This window comes from Cytobacillus oceanisediminis (genome assembly GCF_004366035.1).
Taxonomy (GTDB): domain Bacteria; phylum Bacillota; class Bacilli; order Bacillales; family Cytobacillaceae; genus Cytobacillus; species Cytobacillus oceanisediminis_C.
In genome coordinates, this window is record NZ_SOEE01000004.1 from 502310 (window position 1) to 519027 (window position 16718).

At 35.4% G+C, this 16718-nt stretch carries 16 protein-coding genes and 5 pseudogenes; 14 read left to right on the forward strand and 7 right to left on the reverse strand.

The window, feature by feature from the left end:
• Window positions 1-82: 82 nt before the first annotated feature.
• Genes DFO72_RS13255 through DFO72_RS13265 form a run of 3 tightly spaced genes read right to left on the reverse strand, consistent with a single transcriptional unit; the run spans window position 83 to window position 1142 of the window.
• Window positions 83-364, reverse strand: coding sequence for a hypothetical protein (locus DFO72_RS13255; RefSeq protein ID WP_113882161.1), 282 nt, complete (start codon window positions 362-364; stop codon window positions 83-85).
• Window positions 365-374: 10 nt separating this feature from the next.
• Complete coding sequence (locus DFO72_RS13260) at window positions 375-764, reverse strand: SHOCT-like domain-containing protein (RefSeq protein WP_113882127.1); 390 nt, start codon at window positions 762-764, stop codon at window positions 375-377.
• 12 nt (window positions 765-776) lie between these two features.
• The gene (locus DFO72_RS13265) at window positions 777-1142 is read right to left on the reverse strand and encodes a DUF2089 domain-containing protein (protein ID WP_009330513.1); all 366 of its coding nucleotides are present in this window, start codon (window positions 1140-1142) and stop codon (window positions 777-779) included.
• Window positions 1143-1382: 240 nt separating this feature from the next.
• On the opposite strand from DFO72_RS13265, the gene DFO72_RS13270 reads away from it, so the two are divergent.
• Window positions 1383-1832: a GNAT family N-acetyltransferase gene (locus tag DFO72_RS13270; protein ID WP_113882128.1), complete on the forward strand. Its 450-nt coding sequence runs from the start codon at window positions 1383-1385 to the stop codon at window positions 1830-1832.
• 144 nt (window positions 1833-1976) lie between these two features.
• A complete protein-coding gene (locus DFO72_RS29475; protein ID WP_166672468.1) occupies window positions 1977-2153 on the forward strand; it encodes a hypothetical protein in 177 nt (58 codons plus the stop codon).
• Window positions 2154-2294: 141 nt separating this feature from the next.
• Here DFO72_RS29475 and guaC read toward each other — a convergent pair whose 3' ends face one another.
• Window positions 2295-3284 carry a GMP reductase gene (guaC, locus tag DFO72_RS13275; protein ID WP_113882129.1) on the reverse strand — a complete coding sequence of 330 codons (990 nt, stop codon included), beginning with the start codon at window positions 3282-3284 and terminating at the stop codon, window positions 2295-2297.
• A gap of 340 nt (window positions 3285-3624) precedes the next feature.
• Window positions 3625-4023 carry a nuclear transport factor 2 family protein gene (locus tag DFO72_RS13280; RefSeq protein WP_113882130.1) on the reverse strand — a complete coding sequence of 133 codons (399 nt, stop codon included), beginning with the start codon at window positions 4021-4023 and terminating at the stop codon, window positions 3625-3627.
• Window positions 4024-4160: 137 nt separating this feature from the next.
• On the opposite strand from DFO72_RS13280, the gene DFO72_RS13285 reads away from it, so the two are divergent.
• The 7 genes and pseudogenes from DFO72_RS13285 to DFO72_RS13310 all read left to right on the forward strand — a co-directional run.
• Window positions 4161-4613 (forward strand): SRPBCC family protein, encoded by a 453-nt coding sequence (locus DFO72_RS13285; RefSeq protein ID WP_113882131.1) that lies wholly within the window; start codon window positions 4161-4163, stop codon window positions 4611-4613.
• Window positions 4614-4822: 209 nt separating this feature from the next.
• The gene (locus tag DFO72_RS13290; RefSeq protein WP_113882132.1) at window positions 4823-5473 is read left to right on the forward strand and encodes a YdeI/OmpD-associated family protein; all 651 of its coding nucleotides are present in this window, start codon (window positions 4823-4825) and stop codon (window positions 5471-5473) included.
• 114 nt (window positions 5474-5587) lie between these two features.
• Complete coding sequence (locus tag DFO72_RS29480) at window positions 5588-5746, forward strand: hypothetical protein (RefSeq protein ID WP_166672475.1); 159 nt, start codon at window positions 5588-5590, stop codon at window positions 5744-5746.
• A gap of 752 nt (window positions 5747-6498) precedes the next feature.
• On the forward strand, window positions 6499-6690 hold the full coding sequence (locus DFO72_RS13295) for a hypothetical protein (protein WP_113882134.1): 192 nt from the start codon (window positions 6499-6501) through the stop codon (window positions 6688-6690).
• A 1849-nt stretch (window positions 6691-8539) separates the two neighbouring features.
• A complete protein-coding gene (locus tag DFO72_RS13300) occupies window positions 8540-9010 on the forward strand; it encodes a hypothetical protein (RefSeq protein WP_243856150.1) in 471 nt (156 codons plus the stop codon).
• 488 nt (window positions 9011-9498) lie between these two features.
• A complete protein-coding gene (gene wrbA / locus DFO72_RS13305; protein WP_134177249.1) occupies window positions 9499-10110 on the forward strand; it encodes an NAD(P)H:quinone oxidoreductase in 612 nt (203 codons plus the stop codon).
• A gap of 60 nt (window positions 10111-10170) precedes the next feature.
• Window positions 10171-10388: pseudogene (locus DFO72_RS13310) on the forward strand (Tn3 family transposase); the annotation flags it as partial.
• A gap of 547 nt (window positions 10389-10935) precedes the next feature.
• Here DFO72_RS13310 and DFO72_RS13315 read toward each other — a convergent pair.
• Window positions 10936-11355, reverse strand: coding sequence for a VOC family protein (locus DFO72_RS13315; RefSeq protein WP_113885906.1), 420 nt, complete (start codon window positions 11353-11355; stop codon window positions 10936-10938).
• A gap of 753 nt (window positions 11356-12108) precedes the next feature.
• Here DFO72_RS13315 and DFO72_RS13320 point away from each other — a divergent pair.
• From DFO72_RS13320 to DFO72_RS30715, 5 genes and pseudogenes are all read left to right on the forward strand, one after another.
• A pseudogene (locus tag DFO72_RS13320) lies at window positions 12109-12355 on the forward strand (helix-turn-helix domain-containing protein); the annotation flags it as partial.
• Between the two features lie 1215 nt (window positions 12356-13570).
• Entirely contained in the window at window positions 13571-14209 is a 639-nt protein-coding gene (locus DFO72_RS13330) for an FMN-dependent NADH-azoreductase (protein ID WP_113885905.1), read from the forward strand.
• 642 nt (window positions 14210-14851) lie between these two features.
• Complete coding sequence (locus DFO72_RS13335; RefSeq protein ID WP_134177251.1) at window positions 14852-15295, forward strand: carboxymuconolactone decarboxylase family protein; 444 nt, start codon at window positions 14852-14854, stop codon at window positions 15293-15295.
• A gap of 159 nt (window positions 15296-15454) precedes the next feature.
• Window positions 15455-16124, forward strand: a pseudogene (locus DFO72_RS29960) (NAD(P)H-dependent oxidoreductase).
• Window positions 16125-16315: 191 nt separating this feature from the next.
• Window positions 16316-16519 (forward strand): annotated as a pseudogene (locus DFO72_RS30715) (IS3 family transposase); the annotation flags it as partial.
• A 37-nt stretch (window positions 16520-16556) separates the two neighbouring features.
• Here DFO72_RS30715 and DFO72_RS13350 read toward each other — a convergent pair.
• Window positions 16557-16718: pseudogene (locus tag DFO72_RS13350) on the reverse strand (Rrf2 family transcriptional regulator); the annotation flags it as partial.

Here is a 16718-nt window from a genome sequence, read left to right on the forward strand (position 1 = left end):
AAAAAGCCTAATTATCTTGGTATTTTAAGCCAGAAATTAGGCTTTTTTTAAAAAATGCGTCAGGGATAGATGTAAAAATAAATTATAGTCTTACCTGAACCTCAGAACCGTCCTTAGCCTTGACATCTACTATCACGATCCCCTTTTGATTTTTCAGTTCCTTGACAATAGGCTTTAGCGCTTCTTTATCTATTAATGGAAAGGTAAAATCCAGTTTTTTTCTTTCGAAGTGCTCTTTTGTCCATTTATTTACGTTTTTATGAAACAATTTTGAACAAAAAATTGAAATAGCAAGGTTTAAAATAGCATATGGAATTGGGATGGTTAACCGAATGTCTTTTGCTTTCACTTTTACATACAGCATAAGCATTACACTAATCGATGATGACCGAAACGGTATCTCCGTTTGCCGATTTAATATCAACAATTTGGCCATCTAATTCGTTTTCGATTGCTTCTATAATAAGGCTAATGTCTATATCTTTAACGTATTTTTCTGATTGGGGGACACTCGCCGCGATGCTGTGTCCAGCCATTAATACTGCCTTAACAAGTTTTATTGGCAAATTGACCGTGACGTTATCATTTTCGGCGGATACAACACGGATTTTTAGAGTTTTATCTAAATATTTAGTCGTGTTTACTGCTGGCTTATTACCTGTTTCTGCTTTCTCTTTTAATACTTGGATTAGTTCTGATCCTTTATCTGCATCAATTTTCCCTTCTTGAACCATTGTTAACACTCTTGTAATTTCTTCCTTCATGATAAATCCTCCCTATTCCTCTTTTAATAGCTTAATGGCTTCTTCTGGTGTGATTTCGCCATTTTCCAACATGGTGACAACTTTTTTCTCATCTGCTTCATTTTTCTTCTTCTGCACATATCCGAGGGATGAAATGATGTCTGTTAGCTTGCCTCGAACCGTTGGATATGAAATCCCAAGTTCCTTTTCAACTTCTTTGATATTCCCTCTGCATGTTAAAAATACTTCCACAAAATGAAGCTGATCCTTTGATAATGATGCCAGCTTAGATAATTCAAACTCATTTTCAATCGTTGTATGACAATGAGAGCACTGCAGTTTTGTAATTTTCAATGTTTTACTGCAGACAGGGCAATCTGTGATTAATTTATAAGCCATAATAAAATTCCTTCCTTTTATTTGATATGATTATATAACATTAAATCAAAAAGATAAATAACAATAATGGAATTTATTGATGAAAAAAGTTAATATTTTTAAGTGTGTGTTTAATTTTATTGATTTTTAGGTGAATGCAGAAGTTTCGGGAAAAGAGCAGAATAGAAGGGAAAATAAAATATTAATAGAAAGTAATCTGTGATGTATTTAAATATTTTCGTGCTGAAGGAGCGATTGTCAATGCATTTTCGAAAAGCAATTGAAGAAGATTTACAAGCTATTGTCCGCTTGCTTGCCGATGATGAATTAGGAGCAAAGCGTGAGAGGTATGAAGAACCTCTGCCGGAATGTTATTATAAAGCATTTAAGGCAATAGTAGCACAGGCCGGAAATCAGATTATTTTGGCGATAGACGGTCAGGCTGTGATTGGCTGCCTTCAATTAACAATTATTCCTGGGTTAGCACGGCAAGGGATGAAACGAGCACAAATTGAAGGGGTGCGTGTCGATCAGCGCTGCCGTGGTAAAGGGGTAGGGGAAGCCTTGTTTAAAGAAGCGATTGCCATAGCAAAGTCTGAGGAGAGTGGTCTTGTTCAATTGACGACTGACAAGCAGCGTGATGATGCACATCGTTTTTATAATAAGCTGGGGTTTATGGCGAGTCATGAAGGGATGAAACTAATCTTTTAATCCGGAACCTTTATTCCTTATTTAGTCGCTATTTTTTTGTAAGATAGAATACTAGCTAAATACTGAAGAATCATTTTGAAGGAATGCTGAATAATTTTTCATCATATGGAAATTATATAGTTGAATTCAAAAAGGAGGAATAATGTGGAAACAAGCATGAGTGTTGAAGAAGTATTGACCGGGATCTCTGAACTGTTGGAAAAAGAAGGGGAGCCGCCCCGAAAGAAGCAAGTAAAAAAATCAAATCCAGAGTTAATGAAAAATGCATTGTATTATTTTCCGAGCTGGGAAAATGCAGTAGAGCAGTCTATAGGATCTTAACCCAAAGGGTACATAACATATCTGCTTTTTGAAGTGTTTTCATATGTGTTTGTCCAATTTAAAAGGAAATGCTGAAACCACAGAAGATGCCTTCCTTATGGGAAAAGGAAGGCATCTTCTGTGGTTTTATAAATTAGGGGGTTAAAAAGCCCTGTCACCATTAAAGATTGAATTTTTAACAATTACGTAATCGACATGGCGGATGGCATCCAGCTTGTTGCCGCCTGCATAAGAAATAGAGGACTGGAGATCCTGTTCCATTTCTTTCAGCGTATCTGCTAAAAATCCTTTGTGTTCTACTAAAATTCTTTTGCCCTCAACATTTTTCTTTTCGCCTTTTTGAAATTCAGAGGCTGAGCCAAAGTATTCTTTATAGAGTTTTCCGTCTTTCTCATTCTCGATGGTTTTTCCAGGAGATTCCTCATGTCCTGCAAATAAGGAACCAATCATCACCATTGTTGCACCAAATCGAATCGATTTAGCGATGTCACCATGAGTGCGAAGACCTCCATCTGCTATGATCGGCTTGCTTGCTGCCTTTGCACACCAGCGAAGTGCAGCTAACTGCCAGCCGCCCGTTCCAAATCCAGTCTTAATCTTTGTGATGCATACCTTGCCAGGTCCAATGCCAACTTTTGTAGCATCAGCACCAGCATTCTCCAGTTCTCTGACGGCTTCGGGGGTTCCGACATTGCCTGCAATCACAAAGCTTTGAGGAAGGTATTCCTTAATATGCTGGATCATCTGGATGACAGCATTGGAATGGCCATGAGCTATATCAATGGTAATGTATTCGGGTGAAAGCTTTTCATCGGCAATTTGCTGTATAAACCCATATTCGCCTTCTTTGACCCCAACACTGATCGATGAGTATAGTCCACGTGCCTTCATATCTTTTATAAAAGAAATTCTTTTCTCCGGTTCGAATCGATGCATGATATAGAAATACCCGTTCTCTGCTAAGTATATGGCAATTTTCTCATCTACAATCGTCTGCATATTGGCAGGCACCACTGGGAGCTTAAACGCACGTCCCCCTAGGAATACCGTTGTATCACATTCAGATCGGCTATTGACGATACTTTTTGCGGGAATTAATTGAATATCTTCATAATCGAATACATTTTCCATTGTAATCCTCCTATTGAAAACAAAGCTGATACGCACGTTCATTGCAAGGATAGGTTTTTCAGTTTCAATCGATCTTATACAAGCAGCTATGGAAGCAACATTAAAAAAGAGCTTAGAAAATTCCTAAGCCCAATGGATAATAGGGGGTCGAATTGTGAGGGTTCGACCAATTTAATTTTATACAATTCTGAATGTAATTTCAACTAATTAAAGTGAAAACGCATAAAAGTGATAATGTATTAAAATACCAAGCTCAGGTATAGACATGATTAGCCTTGGGTTTTAAAGAGCATCACTTTTGTTGGGCTCATAAATAATCATGGTAATACACAAAATTTGATTAAAACATGCCATTTTCATTAGGTGAGTCCTCAGGCACAGGCTGTCCAACATCCCATAGTTCAGCCACCTGGCCATCTTGAAACCGGAAGATATGGACAACTGCTCCCCCAAGATCCTCTGAATTTTGCTTCACATGGGAATGAACCGCAACGGTTTCATTCTCCTGGATTGTGAGTCTGACTTCAAGAATTTTGTTAGGGTTTTGTGCTGCATTCTCTTCCATCGCGTGCATGAGTGAATCTGCATCGCCTTTGAAATAGGGATTATGGTGAGTAAAATCCGGACCGATGTAACGCTTGTAGGCTTCACGGACTTGGCCTGATGCTACGAGCTGCAGGAAGGATACTGCTTTCTCTTTCAGTGATAGACTTGAAGTCGTTTGCTGCTCCGCACTCATTTTAATCATCCTTTCATATCGCAGGAATTTTTTAATTTAATAGAAGTATAAAATATAGTAAAAGTAATGACAATTATATAATAAAATATTAGTGTGAAATGGACATTCTTATTAGTTATTGAGAGGGGGCAGTTAACTTGAGTATTCGTTTTGAAGTGAAAAGAACCATTCAGGTATCTGCACAAAAGACCTACAACGGTTTAATTGACCTTGATTCAGCAAAGGACTGGATGCAAGGTCTGGTTGGAATACAGCGGTTCGATAGCGGGCCATTGAAAGTAGGGAGTCAGTGGAAAGAGAAAAGGAAAATGTTTGGAAGAGAAGCTGCAGAACATTTTGAAGTTATCGGTCTGGATGAGTCTAATAAAATTGTGCTTCGCTGTGACGGAACCAAAGGAACAACAGGCAAAGGAGAATTTATTTTTACATACATAATAGATTCAGCAGGTGATGCTTCTGAAGTTACTTTAGGTGGTGAAATTAAGGGACTTACTGGTTTGTCAAAGCTGTTTGGAAAACTGATGGCTGGTGCTTTTAAGAAAGCCTGTGCGAAAGATTTGGATTCCTTGAAAAGCTATTTAGAGAAGTGATGGCAGCAGAAAATGAAGCATGAATGGAGAAAGAAAGAGAAGCAATTGTATAATTGTATTTATTTAAAGAAAAACCTGAATTTAATTCCGAGCCGGATCAAAAGTTTTTTATGATAAAGGGGAAAGGAAATTCTAATAGTCGGGCAAAATTAAATACTGTTTTGCGATATAGTGTTCGGTCTCAAGCTTAAATATAAAAGGAGTAAATTATGACAATCATAGATAAATTAAAGCTGAGCAAATACAACAATATGGCAGTGCTAAATCAGCCAAGTGATTATGATATCTTTAATGGATTTAAAACGGAATTATCAGGCGGGCATGACGCTATTTTCATTTTTGTAGAATTGGTTGATGAAATGGTGAAGCATACTCAAAGAGTTATCAAAGAGGAGCTGCTGCTCGAAAAAGGATATTTATTTTTCGCTTATCCAAAAAAGGGGAATAAACGGTATGATACATATGTTCATAGAGATGATATATTTCCGGCGATGAAAGTGGGAGAAGATGGGTATGTGGAAAATAGCGATGTGAAATTCTCGCGGATGGTAAGTATGGATGATGTCTTTACGGTAGTTGGATTGAAGCGAGAAAAGAAGAAGGAGAAAAAAACATCCGCTCCTAGTCAATGTGTGGCTGATTACAAAGATAACGTGAGCGATATTGAAAAGATTTTAGCAGAGTACCCCAATGAATTGAAATTTTATCTGGAACTGACACCGGGTTATCAAAAGGATTGGGCTCGCTACATCTTTTCTGTTAAGCAGCAGAAAACCCGTGAGAAACGCGAAGCACAAATGGTCGATATATTATCACAAGGATATAAATCCGTTGATTTGTTTAGGCAGAAGAAGAAATAATATGGTTCCTTCCCCAGGTTACTTTAGTAATTAGGGGGCAGGAACCTTTTTTAAACTATAAATTATTTAACTCACCTAGAAATACATCTAATTCATCATCAGAAGTAAATTTATATGCATACCATAGCAGATCGGTTCATTGCCCGTATGTTCCCGTTTTGGGAATTCCCGGATGATGACATCCAACATTATTACCAAGTTCCTTATGATTGGCTGCAGACATTAAAAATCAATTTAACTAATGACTCACATGATAATAGTATTAACGGGTAGAGGGTTCAAGCGGCCAATCTAGATACTTAAGGTATAGGGCGTGATTGAGTTTGCATAAAAAAGGAGTTCTTCTTCCTTTAAAAATTCCTAAAAACTTTTACCAAGATTTAAATAAGATTAAGGGGGATGTAACCTTATCCCAAGCTCTATTAATAGGATTTTCCCATTATAAATGTGCTCCATTTGAAATAAGTGTCAATCGAACAATTGATAAATGTTAAGCGGCTATATCCGATACAAAATACTTCTCTTAGCATTCCCATTACAGAATATAGTGAGATTGAAGATATTGTTAATAATGAGAAGGATGTTAACTATAAGCTACTCACATTCCTATACCTGTTTTGTCAACATTCAACCAGGATATTATCATTCTTTTTTTGATCAGGAACTGTTTGAACAGAAGTTTAAGTTTTGTGAACGAGATTATTATGCTGCATATCAATATTGTAAAGAGCAGGCTGGAAAGGAATCATTTAGCCAAAGAGAATATCAGCAATATAGATTAAGTACCCAGCCTTCTCTATATAAAGTTCAGAAGAAATATGGAAGTTTTAAAGAATTTATTATAAAAATGGAAATGTGTATTTAGGGAAAATAAACAACATGATAATATTAATGTATTAAATTCATATAAAACCTATTGAGCTGGAAGAACCGCCAATACCCAGTCTACGGGTTTGGCGTTTTTTATTATCTGGATATCCGATGTTGTTTTAATATAGAAAATCTTATAAAGGGGAGAAATGCAAATGAATGAAAAGGTGAAACGATTTTTATTAACTAGTCCATCTAATTTTAAAATTGTTGGATTTATGGTGGGAATCCCAGAGGTAAATATCCTTACAGGAGAACAGGGATTAGCAATAAATTGCCGAACTGCAAATAATGATGGCCAGGTAAATATTACACCATTTCTCGAACAGGTTGAAGTAGTTAGATAAGAAGGGAGAGTCCTGAAGTGTATATGTATTTTCGTTCAGTTTGGATTAGCTTCATCATGCTTTCTTTGCTATTTATGTTTAAAGGATTTATCGAAAGCAATATCATTGCATATGGGTTAGCTTGTATGATGATGGGTACATATATCTTTCACATATTTAGCACCAAAAGACAGTATGCATATGCCAACCTAAAAGGCTATCTAGACTTTTCCGGGATGCCCAAAATGGCTAGGATTGAAAATACATTATATGCTGCATTAGAGACTCTGATTGTTGTGGCTTTGTTAATAATCAACACTCAAAATGGACTTTTATCTATGGCCCTATTATAGGTGGATCCTATTTGGTATTTATTCACTTAAGAAGAAATAAAGAAGAATACGACTTTTATGGTGTAGGTGTAGTTAATTAGATTTATGATTCAATTTATCCTTTTAAAATGAATTTAATATTAATAAATAATAAAAAAGGTGGTATGATATTCCATCATACCACCTTCAGTGTGCCTTAAAGCCCGTTAATAACAGCACATTTTGTCTGATGTAATAGCCCTTCTCAATGGAGAGGGCTTTATTTTAATTGGTCTAAATGTTCCTCTATTGAAATCCATATAATTCTGAAATCTGTACTAATTTTTTTTCTGTGTAATATGTTTCCTCTTCCGGTGTTTCCGCCCAAAACTCTTGTTATATTAAAAAAATACAACTAGGCATGACTCCATATGCAAATTAGCTAAGCACGAGAAAAGTCCTTGTGTCTGATTTGTGAATAAAAGGTACTTCAAATACAACTATAATTCTACTAATCTCTTAATATCACTTGATTTCTTGATCGTAGAGACTGGCTACTGTGACACCTTAAATATATTTCAAATGTCTTCATATAAGTTCCCGATACATTTGGGAACTTATATGGTTATAACTGCAGAATAATCCATTCTGTCATAAAAACTCCATTTTTACTCATTCCGTGAAGTAAATAGGAATAGTTGTTCCAAAGAAGAACTTCGCATCTTTTTCCAATCTTTAACTACAATATCCCATTTAAATACTCACTGTCGAAACTTAAAAGCAATTTTTAAATTGATTCCCTTTCGATTGATCATACTAGGTCCATTCAGATCATATTTCGCCCTGAAAGGAACAAATCCCCATTTTTTAAATGCTTTTTCATTATTTTGTTGTATGTATTATCGAGCAAGAAACTAATCTTAACATTGAAAGGACACGATAGTTATTAGCCTTGCTCTTGCGAATAATGTTGCCAAAGGTGGAAGAGTCTATACGTCTTCGCAATACGTTAAAGAAGGTTTGACGAAAGGGGTGTGTGTTTTCAATTACATGAACAAATATATAGTGACTGACTAAATGAGTACAGTTACTTGTGTGGTAAAACTTATATTACTGAATAAATTAATTCACCATTTACTCGATTCTCAGATGATTAACCTAACAAAAAGCTAAACGAAAGTTCAGTAATATAAATAAACAAAAAAACAATACTAAACCGTCATGCATTGTTTTATTAAATTATATATGGGGACGATCATATGAAAATTGTATAGCAGATTATTTTTTACATTGAGTGCTCTCGGATTGTCTTACAGGATAAAAAGGATATCATCTTTGATACTTATACCAAAATGGTTGGTTAGTGGATTATATTTCTTTTTCTTTAATGGTCTAAATATATCCTTCAAGTGATAAATCTCCAAAATTAAAGTACTTACCGGCAGGTAATTCCATTTTTATCTTCATTTATTGAGGGAGGAAAGTCTAACTATAATAAGTATAATAAGATTTACTTTGAGGAATTTTATAAAAAACATATTTAAAGGATGTTGATTTATATGGATAAAAAAAAGACTTTCGGGTTAGCGATGTTAATCGTTCCTTGGCTAACTGTTCCCTTCATGGGGAAAAAGTCATTTTTAAGGTTTTTACCTGTCGCAAGTTTTGTTAATTTATTTTTAAGTTTGTTAGGCGTAATTGCGAATAAGAAAAAATGGTGGGTAAATAAAAGCCCCTTATCTCCTGGTTTTGTGGATTTTACATATATATTAGGTCCTTTTTTTGTAGCCACACTATGGGTATTTAAACTAACTTACGGCAATTTTCCAAAATATTTAATTGCAAATATGGTGATAGATGCCATTAATGCCTATCCTTTTGCTCAAATATGGGAAAAGGTAGGAGTTTTTAAATTTAAAAAGATGAATCATACTATATGGTATTTTATATGTGTGTCATTAGCAATTATTATTTATGGGTATCAGTATATAGTGGAAAAAACGATCAAAACAATTGAAGACGAGGTTTAAAGTAATACTGAGGAGAAGGGATTTGCCTAGAAGGTATGTGTTTATCGCTGCTGGATAATGAATTCAGTTTGTTCACCAATCGAATAGAAAGAATCGCACTCCGTGTTGGAAAAGGCCAACGCTTATACAGAGATTCATTGGGAAGAATAGGTATAGGAAATGTTTGTTTTCATTATAATAAGAATATTAATGGGAGTAAGTTAATCATTTATAAGCAGAGTTGGGAGCTTTTATATTACGCTTAACATTAAATTAATATTTTTTATCATGGTTTAGTTAAATTCCAATTTAAAATAAAAAAACTACCATTTTAGCCACCGCTATTTAGTTCAATCAATGGAAGTAAATTCCTATACATGACCAATAAGTTTTTAAAAGTGAATCAAAGGAGAGAAGAACTGTTTATTTAAATTAAGGAAATGAGGTTTATGAAAATGGGTTTTCTATCCAAGTTATTTGGAAATTCATCTATAAAGGAGACAAAAGCAATGTCAAATGTTAAATTAGCAATCATTTTTTACAGCATGGGTGGAACAAACTATCAATTGGCAAAATGGGCTGAAGAAGCAGCAAAAGAAGCGGGTGCTGAAGTAAAGGTTTTAAAAGTAGAAGAATTAGCCCCAGCCTCTACCATTGAGAAAAATGAAGTATGGAAATCAACAGTAGAAGCAACGAAGGACGTACAAGTCGCAACTGGAAATGATATTGAATGGGCAGACGCAATTATCTTTAGCATTCCAACCCGATTTGGGAATATGCCTTCACAAATGAAGCAATTCCTTGATATTCAAGGCGGGTTGTGGGCGACTGGTAAGACTGTCAATAAAGTCGTAAGTGCCATGACATCTGCCCAGAACCCACACGGTGGGCAGGAAGCCACACTTTTATCCTTATATACTTCCATGATGCATTGGGGAGCAATTATTGCCACACCTGGCTATACTGATTCGGTTATTTTTGGAGCAGGTGGTAATCCATATGGAACAAGTGTAACAGTTGGCCAGGATGGAAAAATGATTGAAGATGTTCAAGCTGCTGTAAAACATCAAGCGAAACGTACTGTAACCATCGCTAAGTGGGTAAAGAAAGCCAATCAGTAAAAAAGCTAATCGTCGTTAATCGATTAGCTTTTTTATTCCATAGGCAGTTTTTGGGGGTTAAGTGCTTTAAACATAATTATCAGCGCCATTAATGTATGGAATACTCTACATCCGACAAAAGCAGTTGAATACCAAAAAGGTTTAGGTAATTTTAGTGAATATTTGTTGCATCATATGTCTCCTTTAGGATGGGAGCAGAACAATTTACTAGGAGAGTACCGTTTTAATTCGGAAAAAATGGTTGCGTTAGATTTCTAAGACCGCTAAAACTGTCTTAACGTTGTTAAAATCGGGGTAATCGTCTTGAAAATGGACTTAGCGTTGTAAATCCTCATTTTCCTGATGATATCCCGATTAATGCCTTGTATGGAATTGGTGGATCTCACCGAAGCCATTCCTTATAAATCATGAAAACGCAACCTATTTAATTGATACTAGCATGGGTGGTGACTAACCATAAAAGCCTTTACCATAAATGGCTGGACGATGACTTCTTATAATGTAGAATTTCGTGTTACAAGATGATAATTAACATGGTGACTATCTAATAGAATTAAAAGTAAAGCATAAAGGGCAAAATTGGAGAATTGGTTACACCTTTCATTCAAAGCGACCATTAAAGGGAGGTCCGAAATTTTATGAAATGCAAAAAAATTTAATCGTAAAGGAAAAATCTCCACTTAGGAAAAAAAACCCATTGGTTATTCAAATAAAGGGAATAGGATATTTAAAGATACTATATAAAGAGACTGAAAAAAACAGGGTTGACAGCTAACGTTTCAATGAACTTGCTAAACTTTACTTTGAAGGTATTTTCGATTATCATTAGTTTTGTTCTGGATAATCACAATACTCAATAATCGTACCATCTGTGTCAGCTGGATTTAAGTATATTAATCTTCTTCCGTGATTATTTATCCTTAAAGTATCCTTCAATGTTCGAACCCCTTTACTTTCTAGTTCTTTCAACGCTTCATCAAGATCCTTGACATCGTAAGCAATATGATGTACACCTTTTCCTTTCTGTTTAATAAATCGTGCAATAGGGGAAGTTGTATTATTTGTTGGAGCAAGCAATTCAATTCGATTTCCACATACCTCCATAATAGCGATTTCACTCTCTACCCCTTTTAACTCGCTTCTGTATCGATCCAGAAGTGTGCCCTGCAATACGTTTTCATAAAATAGTATACTTTCATCTAAATGACGTACGGCAATTCCAATATGATCAAGTTTATAATCCATGCAAACCCTCCTTAAGCTCAGTATATTTTTATTTTAACATCCTCCTACTAAAAATTAGCTATAATCTTATCTTTTGGATTAGCTAAGTTTTTGTTATACTTTCATCCAAAGCGGATTATTAATCTAGTGATGAAATATACAATTGATACGATTAAAAGAACGGAAGTAGTATTGGTCGAAATATTTGGTTATTGTATAGAATACGGTTAAATTCAGGTTGTTGTCGTGGATTCTTATTTCTTTAATCCTTTCATCGTAATGAGAACAGTATATTTATAATCTTCTGCTCCTGGCGGTTCACGCGTTTCGTCGGTTTAATAACGTATGGTTGAGGGTTCGCCGCTTTACTAATCACATTTTAATTTTAGGACTATCCACATACATTCTAACCATATTCATTCAACTCCAGCATCATGAGTTACACCACTCCATCGAGTAAACTTTCGGCAGCCGAACTGCTACGGTAATTTCTCGCATCTTTTCACCGAGCTAATAACACTAACTTTCTTACCCATGGGACGTTACTTCGTCATTTTATTCTTCAATATTAACCTTCAGTCCCGACAGTAACTGTCAGACATACACCTGAGTATTGTAACCAATCGCAATTTAGGCCAGAAACAAGTCACACATCTAAATCAACCATGTTATTTAAGCACATTCCCTCACAACCATTTCCATATGAGCTACAATCAACCTCAGCCTTATTCGTCAAACCCTCGTCGAATATGCTAAATCTTTTCAGTCCATTCTTTAATTACGGTTAGGGCTGGTGTTAACCAACTAGAGCTAGATCTTATAAGTATGCGACAGCGGGAAGGGATTGAACTGGCTAAGAAAGAAGGGAAATTTAAAGGTGGGTTAAAAAAACATCATAAAAATCACACAGTAATGAATTATGCATCTAAGCTATATAAAGATGGAAATATGACTGTTAATCAAATATGTGAAATCAAATGTGTCCAGGGCTTCATTATATAGAAAGTTTTCAGAAGGGAACATACAGTCTTTTTTTACTTCATTAAAGGACCATTTAATTGAAAATAGGTTGGATAATACTCTTTCCTCTATCTTGGCTGATATGGTTATGACCAGTTATCTGGCACATAGGCCTTATATCAATCAAAGAAAAATTCAAGTTTAGACATATTTCCCAAGCAGCTCAGTGGGAAGTAAAAGCAGCACGTTTAGACTTTGTCTCTATAAAACACGACCGAAATACAAGGTATTAGTCTCTCAAATTACGCATATTTAACATTAAAATAATCCTTTAACTTGTCACATTCATTATAGATGGAGCTTTTCTGAGTGAAGGAACGCCTATTGATAAAGAAGCATGAGAAGTACCAGGGAGTTTACTTCTATCACGATCCTGCCTTCTCTTGTTATGCCCTTCTCATTGACAATAAAGGTATGTGTGGCGGATTGGATATCTTTGTTTAAAATATTGAACGTGGCTGGATGGACGGGACTGGAATGGAAAAAAAGAGTAAAGGAGTTAGGAGGCCATTTTATTGGTGTGAGAAGTGCCAAAAATATTCAAGTTTTGTCTGGAACGGAGTAATAAGTGTTTGCGATAAATGCAGCAAAGAAACTAAATTAGCATTGTGGTGTTATGAGTAAGGGCGGAAACTTTTTTAATAGGTGTAGGAGAATTCGAATATGCCCTTACTCTGATGAATATTCTACCCGTTGTTTTGAAGTTATACATTCTAGAATGCGAGTAAGGGCCTATTTAGGGTGTTTGTTATATTTTATTTATTTTATTTGACAAAAATAATTATACCGTTTATATTAATGATCGAATTAATCGTCGATTTATTCAATCTCTAATTATAGACTAAAAAATCATTTTAAAGGAGAAATACAAATGAACAAAACACTTATCATTTACGCACATCCAAAAGTAAATGAATTAATTCCTGATATCGAAGCAACTTGAACCGATTATTATATGTAGAGTTGTGTGGTGCTTTTGATAGATCAAACAGTTTTAAGATCATGGGAAAAACCTCGAAAAGAACAAGAGCTAACTGGTGCAAGGAACTGCTTTACTAGAACCAAGTGAAGTATTACAAAAAGTATATAAAGAAGCTGAAGAAGTTGCTTCAAGATTGGCTACTAAATAAGAAACACTTCAATAGAAAGGAAATGTCAAATTAAACATTAATTTGACATTTCCTCAATTTAACAAAAGAGGAGAGTTTGGTTTAACATGTCGAAAGTTCTATACATTACTGCTAATCCAAAAACAGTTGAAAGCTCCGTTGGTTATAGAGTAGGACAGGCTTTTCTTAAAGCTTATTACGAATCTCATGCAAATGATGAGATTCAGGAAATAAATTTATATGAAGAGGAATTTCCAATAGTTGATCGCGATATCCTTAATGGCTGGGATAAAATGCGAAGAGGGAGAATCCCATTCTCAGAGTTGAATCAAGTCGAACAGCAAAAAATCAATGCTTTAAATAAATTTACAGATATGGTAGCGAGCGCTGACAAATACGTATTTGTATCTCCTATGTGGAACTGGGGAATTCCACCACAATTAAAAGCATTTATTGATTCCTTTGTAGTAGTAGGAAAAACATTCCATTACACCGAGAAGGGCCCTGTTGGACATTTGAAAGATAAAAAAGCTATTCATATTCAAGTAAGTGGCGGAATTTACTCGCAAGGACCTTTTGCGGAAATGGATCATAGTCATCCGTATTTAAAACAAGTTCTTAATGTCATAGGTATACATAATGTAGAAGTATTATATGTGGAGGGACATGACTTTGACCGAGAGAAAGCAGATGATATTATTCGCAAGGGTATATTAGATGCAGAAAAGCATGCGACGGCTTTTTAATAACTATGTTTATTTAGTTAGAAGTGAATTGTAAAATCAAAACATTTTTCAATTTTGGTGGAACTCCGTGAGTTGCACTTAAATGATTCAAGCTGCACTTAAAATTTTCCCAATAGACTAGAAAAAAGAAGAAGGCTCTGGGGAATATCTTCGTTTATTTAAATAGTTATGAAAACGTTCCTGGAGACTTCTCTAGGACGTTTTTTTATATTTAAGCATAAATGTAAGCTAGATTACAGAATCCATTCTTTTTTTTATATAAACTGATCGTAGAGCTTGTGCAGAGGGATCATCGAAATGCGACGAGCGTAAGAACTTGGCGAGCCGGAAGTCGAATATTTGGCTATTATCTTCTTCAAATAATGGAATGGATAATCCGAAAAAGTGTTGTTAAGATTGATTTGTTAAAATGGAATGACCAATCCAAAATCAGGAGGTGAAACGAAGTTAATAAAAGTAGAATTCATTTAGGAGAAGGGAATGTTTGTCACAAACGTACCTTAAGATGTACAAATGTAACTTTTGGACATATTAATGAACAATTGCATACCGATATCGAATTTGTTTTAAAGAAGGGCAATAAGCTCCGAATCAATTTTTCATTGAATTGATTTGAATAAACTTTTTTAGGAGGAAATAAAATTGACACAAAGAATTGATTATTACAATGTAGCACCTGACGCACTTGACATCATTGGGAAATTGGATAAGTATACGGCAACTACAGGTATAGACCGAAAACTTCGTGAACTTATTAGACTTCGTGCTTCTCAAATTAACGGCTGTCCACTTTGTATGTATATGCACACAACAGATGTCCTGAAAATGGGTGAAACAGAAGAAAGAGTATATTGTATTAGTGCTTGGGAAGAGTGTGATTTTTACACAGAAGCAGAAAAAGCAGCTTTAGAGTTGACAGAGCACGTAACGTTAATCCCGGCAAAACGTGTGCCAGATCAGCTTTATCAACGAGTGCGTAACCACTATGACGAAAAACAGTATGTTGACCTTGTTCTAATAATTAATCAAATTAACACTTGGAATAGAATTGCTATTGCAATGGGGCAAACAGCAATTGAAAAATAATAACTCTATGCGATCCTCATGTAGTATTTGTTTCGGATTATTTTCAGAAACCGGGTCCAAATTATACTGACTGCAGGTCTGTTATCAAACAGATTATATAAACCTGGTGATTATCCGAAAAAATCCATGTAAAAAACAAAATAGGAAGGTCGGTTCTACATGATAGGAACGGAGAGTAAAAAACAAGAAATTTTAAAAGCTTACCAGTTCAGAAATGCTTGTAAGGCATTTGATAACAACAAAAAGAATTCGGATGAAGATTTTCAATTTATTTTGGAGACAGGAAGATTGTCTCCAAGTTCATTCAGCTTCGAACCGTGGAAGTTTGTCGTGATCCAGGGTGCTGCACTTCGTGAAAAATTAAAACCTGTATCCCTCGGTGCCCAGGGACAACTGCCACTGCCAGCCATTTTGTCGTTATATTGGCCAAAAGAGAAGAATGTATAAGGCATAATTCGGTTTACGTGACCAAAATGATGAAAGACATTTATCATATGTCTGAAGAAGTTATGTAAGATCATTTGGGTTTCTACAAATTCTTTGTCGAAACAGAATTAGAAGATAATGGCCTCTCATTTTTGAATGGTCAATCAAACAAGCATATATAGCATCGGGTAACATGATAACAGCCACGGCTTAAATCGGTATTGATTCCTGTCCGATCGAAGGTTTTGATAAAAAGCAGGTGAACTCTATTTTACAAAATGAGGGTATCATTAACGCTAACGATTTCGATGTATCCAGTATGGTCGCTTTCGGATATCGGCAAAAGGATCCTAAACGTTCAAAAACAAGACAAAATCTCGATGGAATTGTTGAGTGGCGCTAAACATAAGATCAGCATTAGAGGACATGTTTTCCTAATAGGTTGGATGAGTTTAAGTGGGGGTTGCTAACGGCAACTCCCTTTTTATTATATGTTAACGAAGGGGCAGATTCAAAAAGGGGTACGTAAACGATTCTGGATCTCAGGCGCATCTATGGAAAACAACAAAGAAATATCAAGGTAGCCACTCTAGAAAAGGAAACTACCTGGATAATGCCTGTGTAGAATCGTTTTTCTCATACCTCAAAAGAGAGAAGTTGTATATAGACAAGTGTATTTCAGAAGAAGAGCTAGAGCAAGCCCTTGAGAATTACATCTCTCATTACAATTACAAACGAATACAAAAGAAACAAAAGAAACCCGCGCAGATTGAATATCGAAACACGCTTGCTGTTTAGCTTTTTTATGTTGTCTACTTGACAGGGGCTAGACCAATTAAAGGTTGCCCGAAAAATATTTCCTAGTATTTTCACGTATTTGTTTAGGTAAGACACGATCAAGCTCTTCATTTAACCATGAAAGATTTTTACCACGCAAGAAATCACGCATTTTTTCTTCCGCAGAGAGCATAACTAAATTGATGGTGCAAGAGGACGG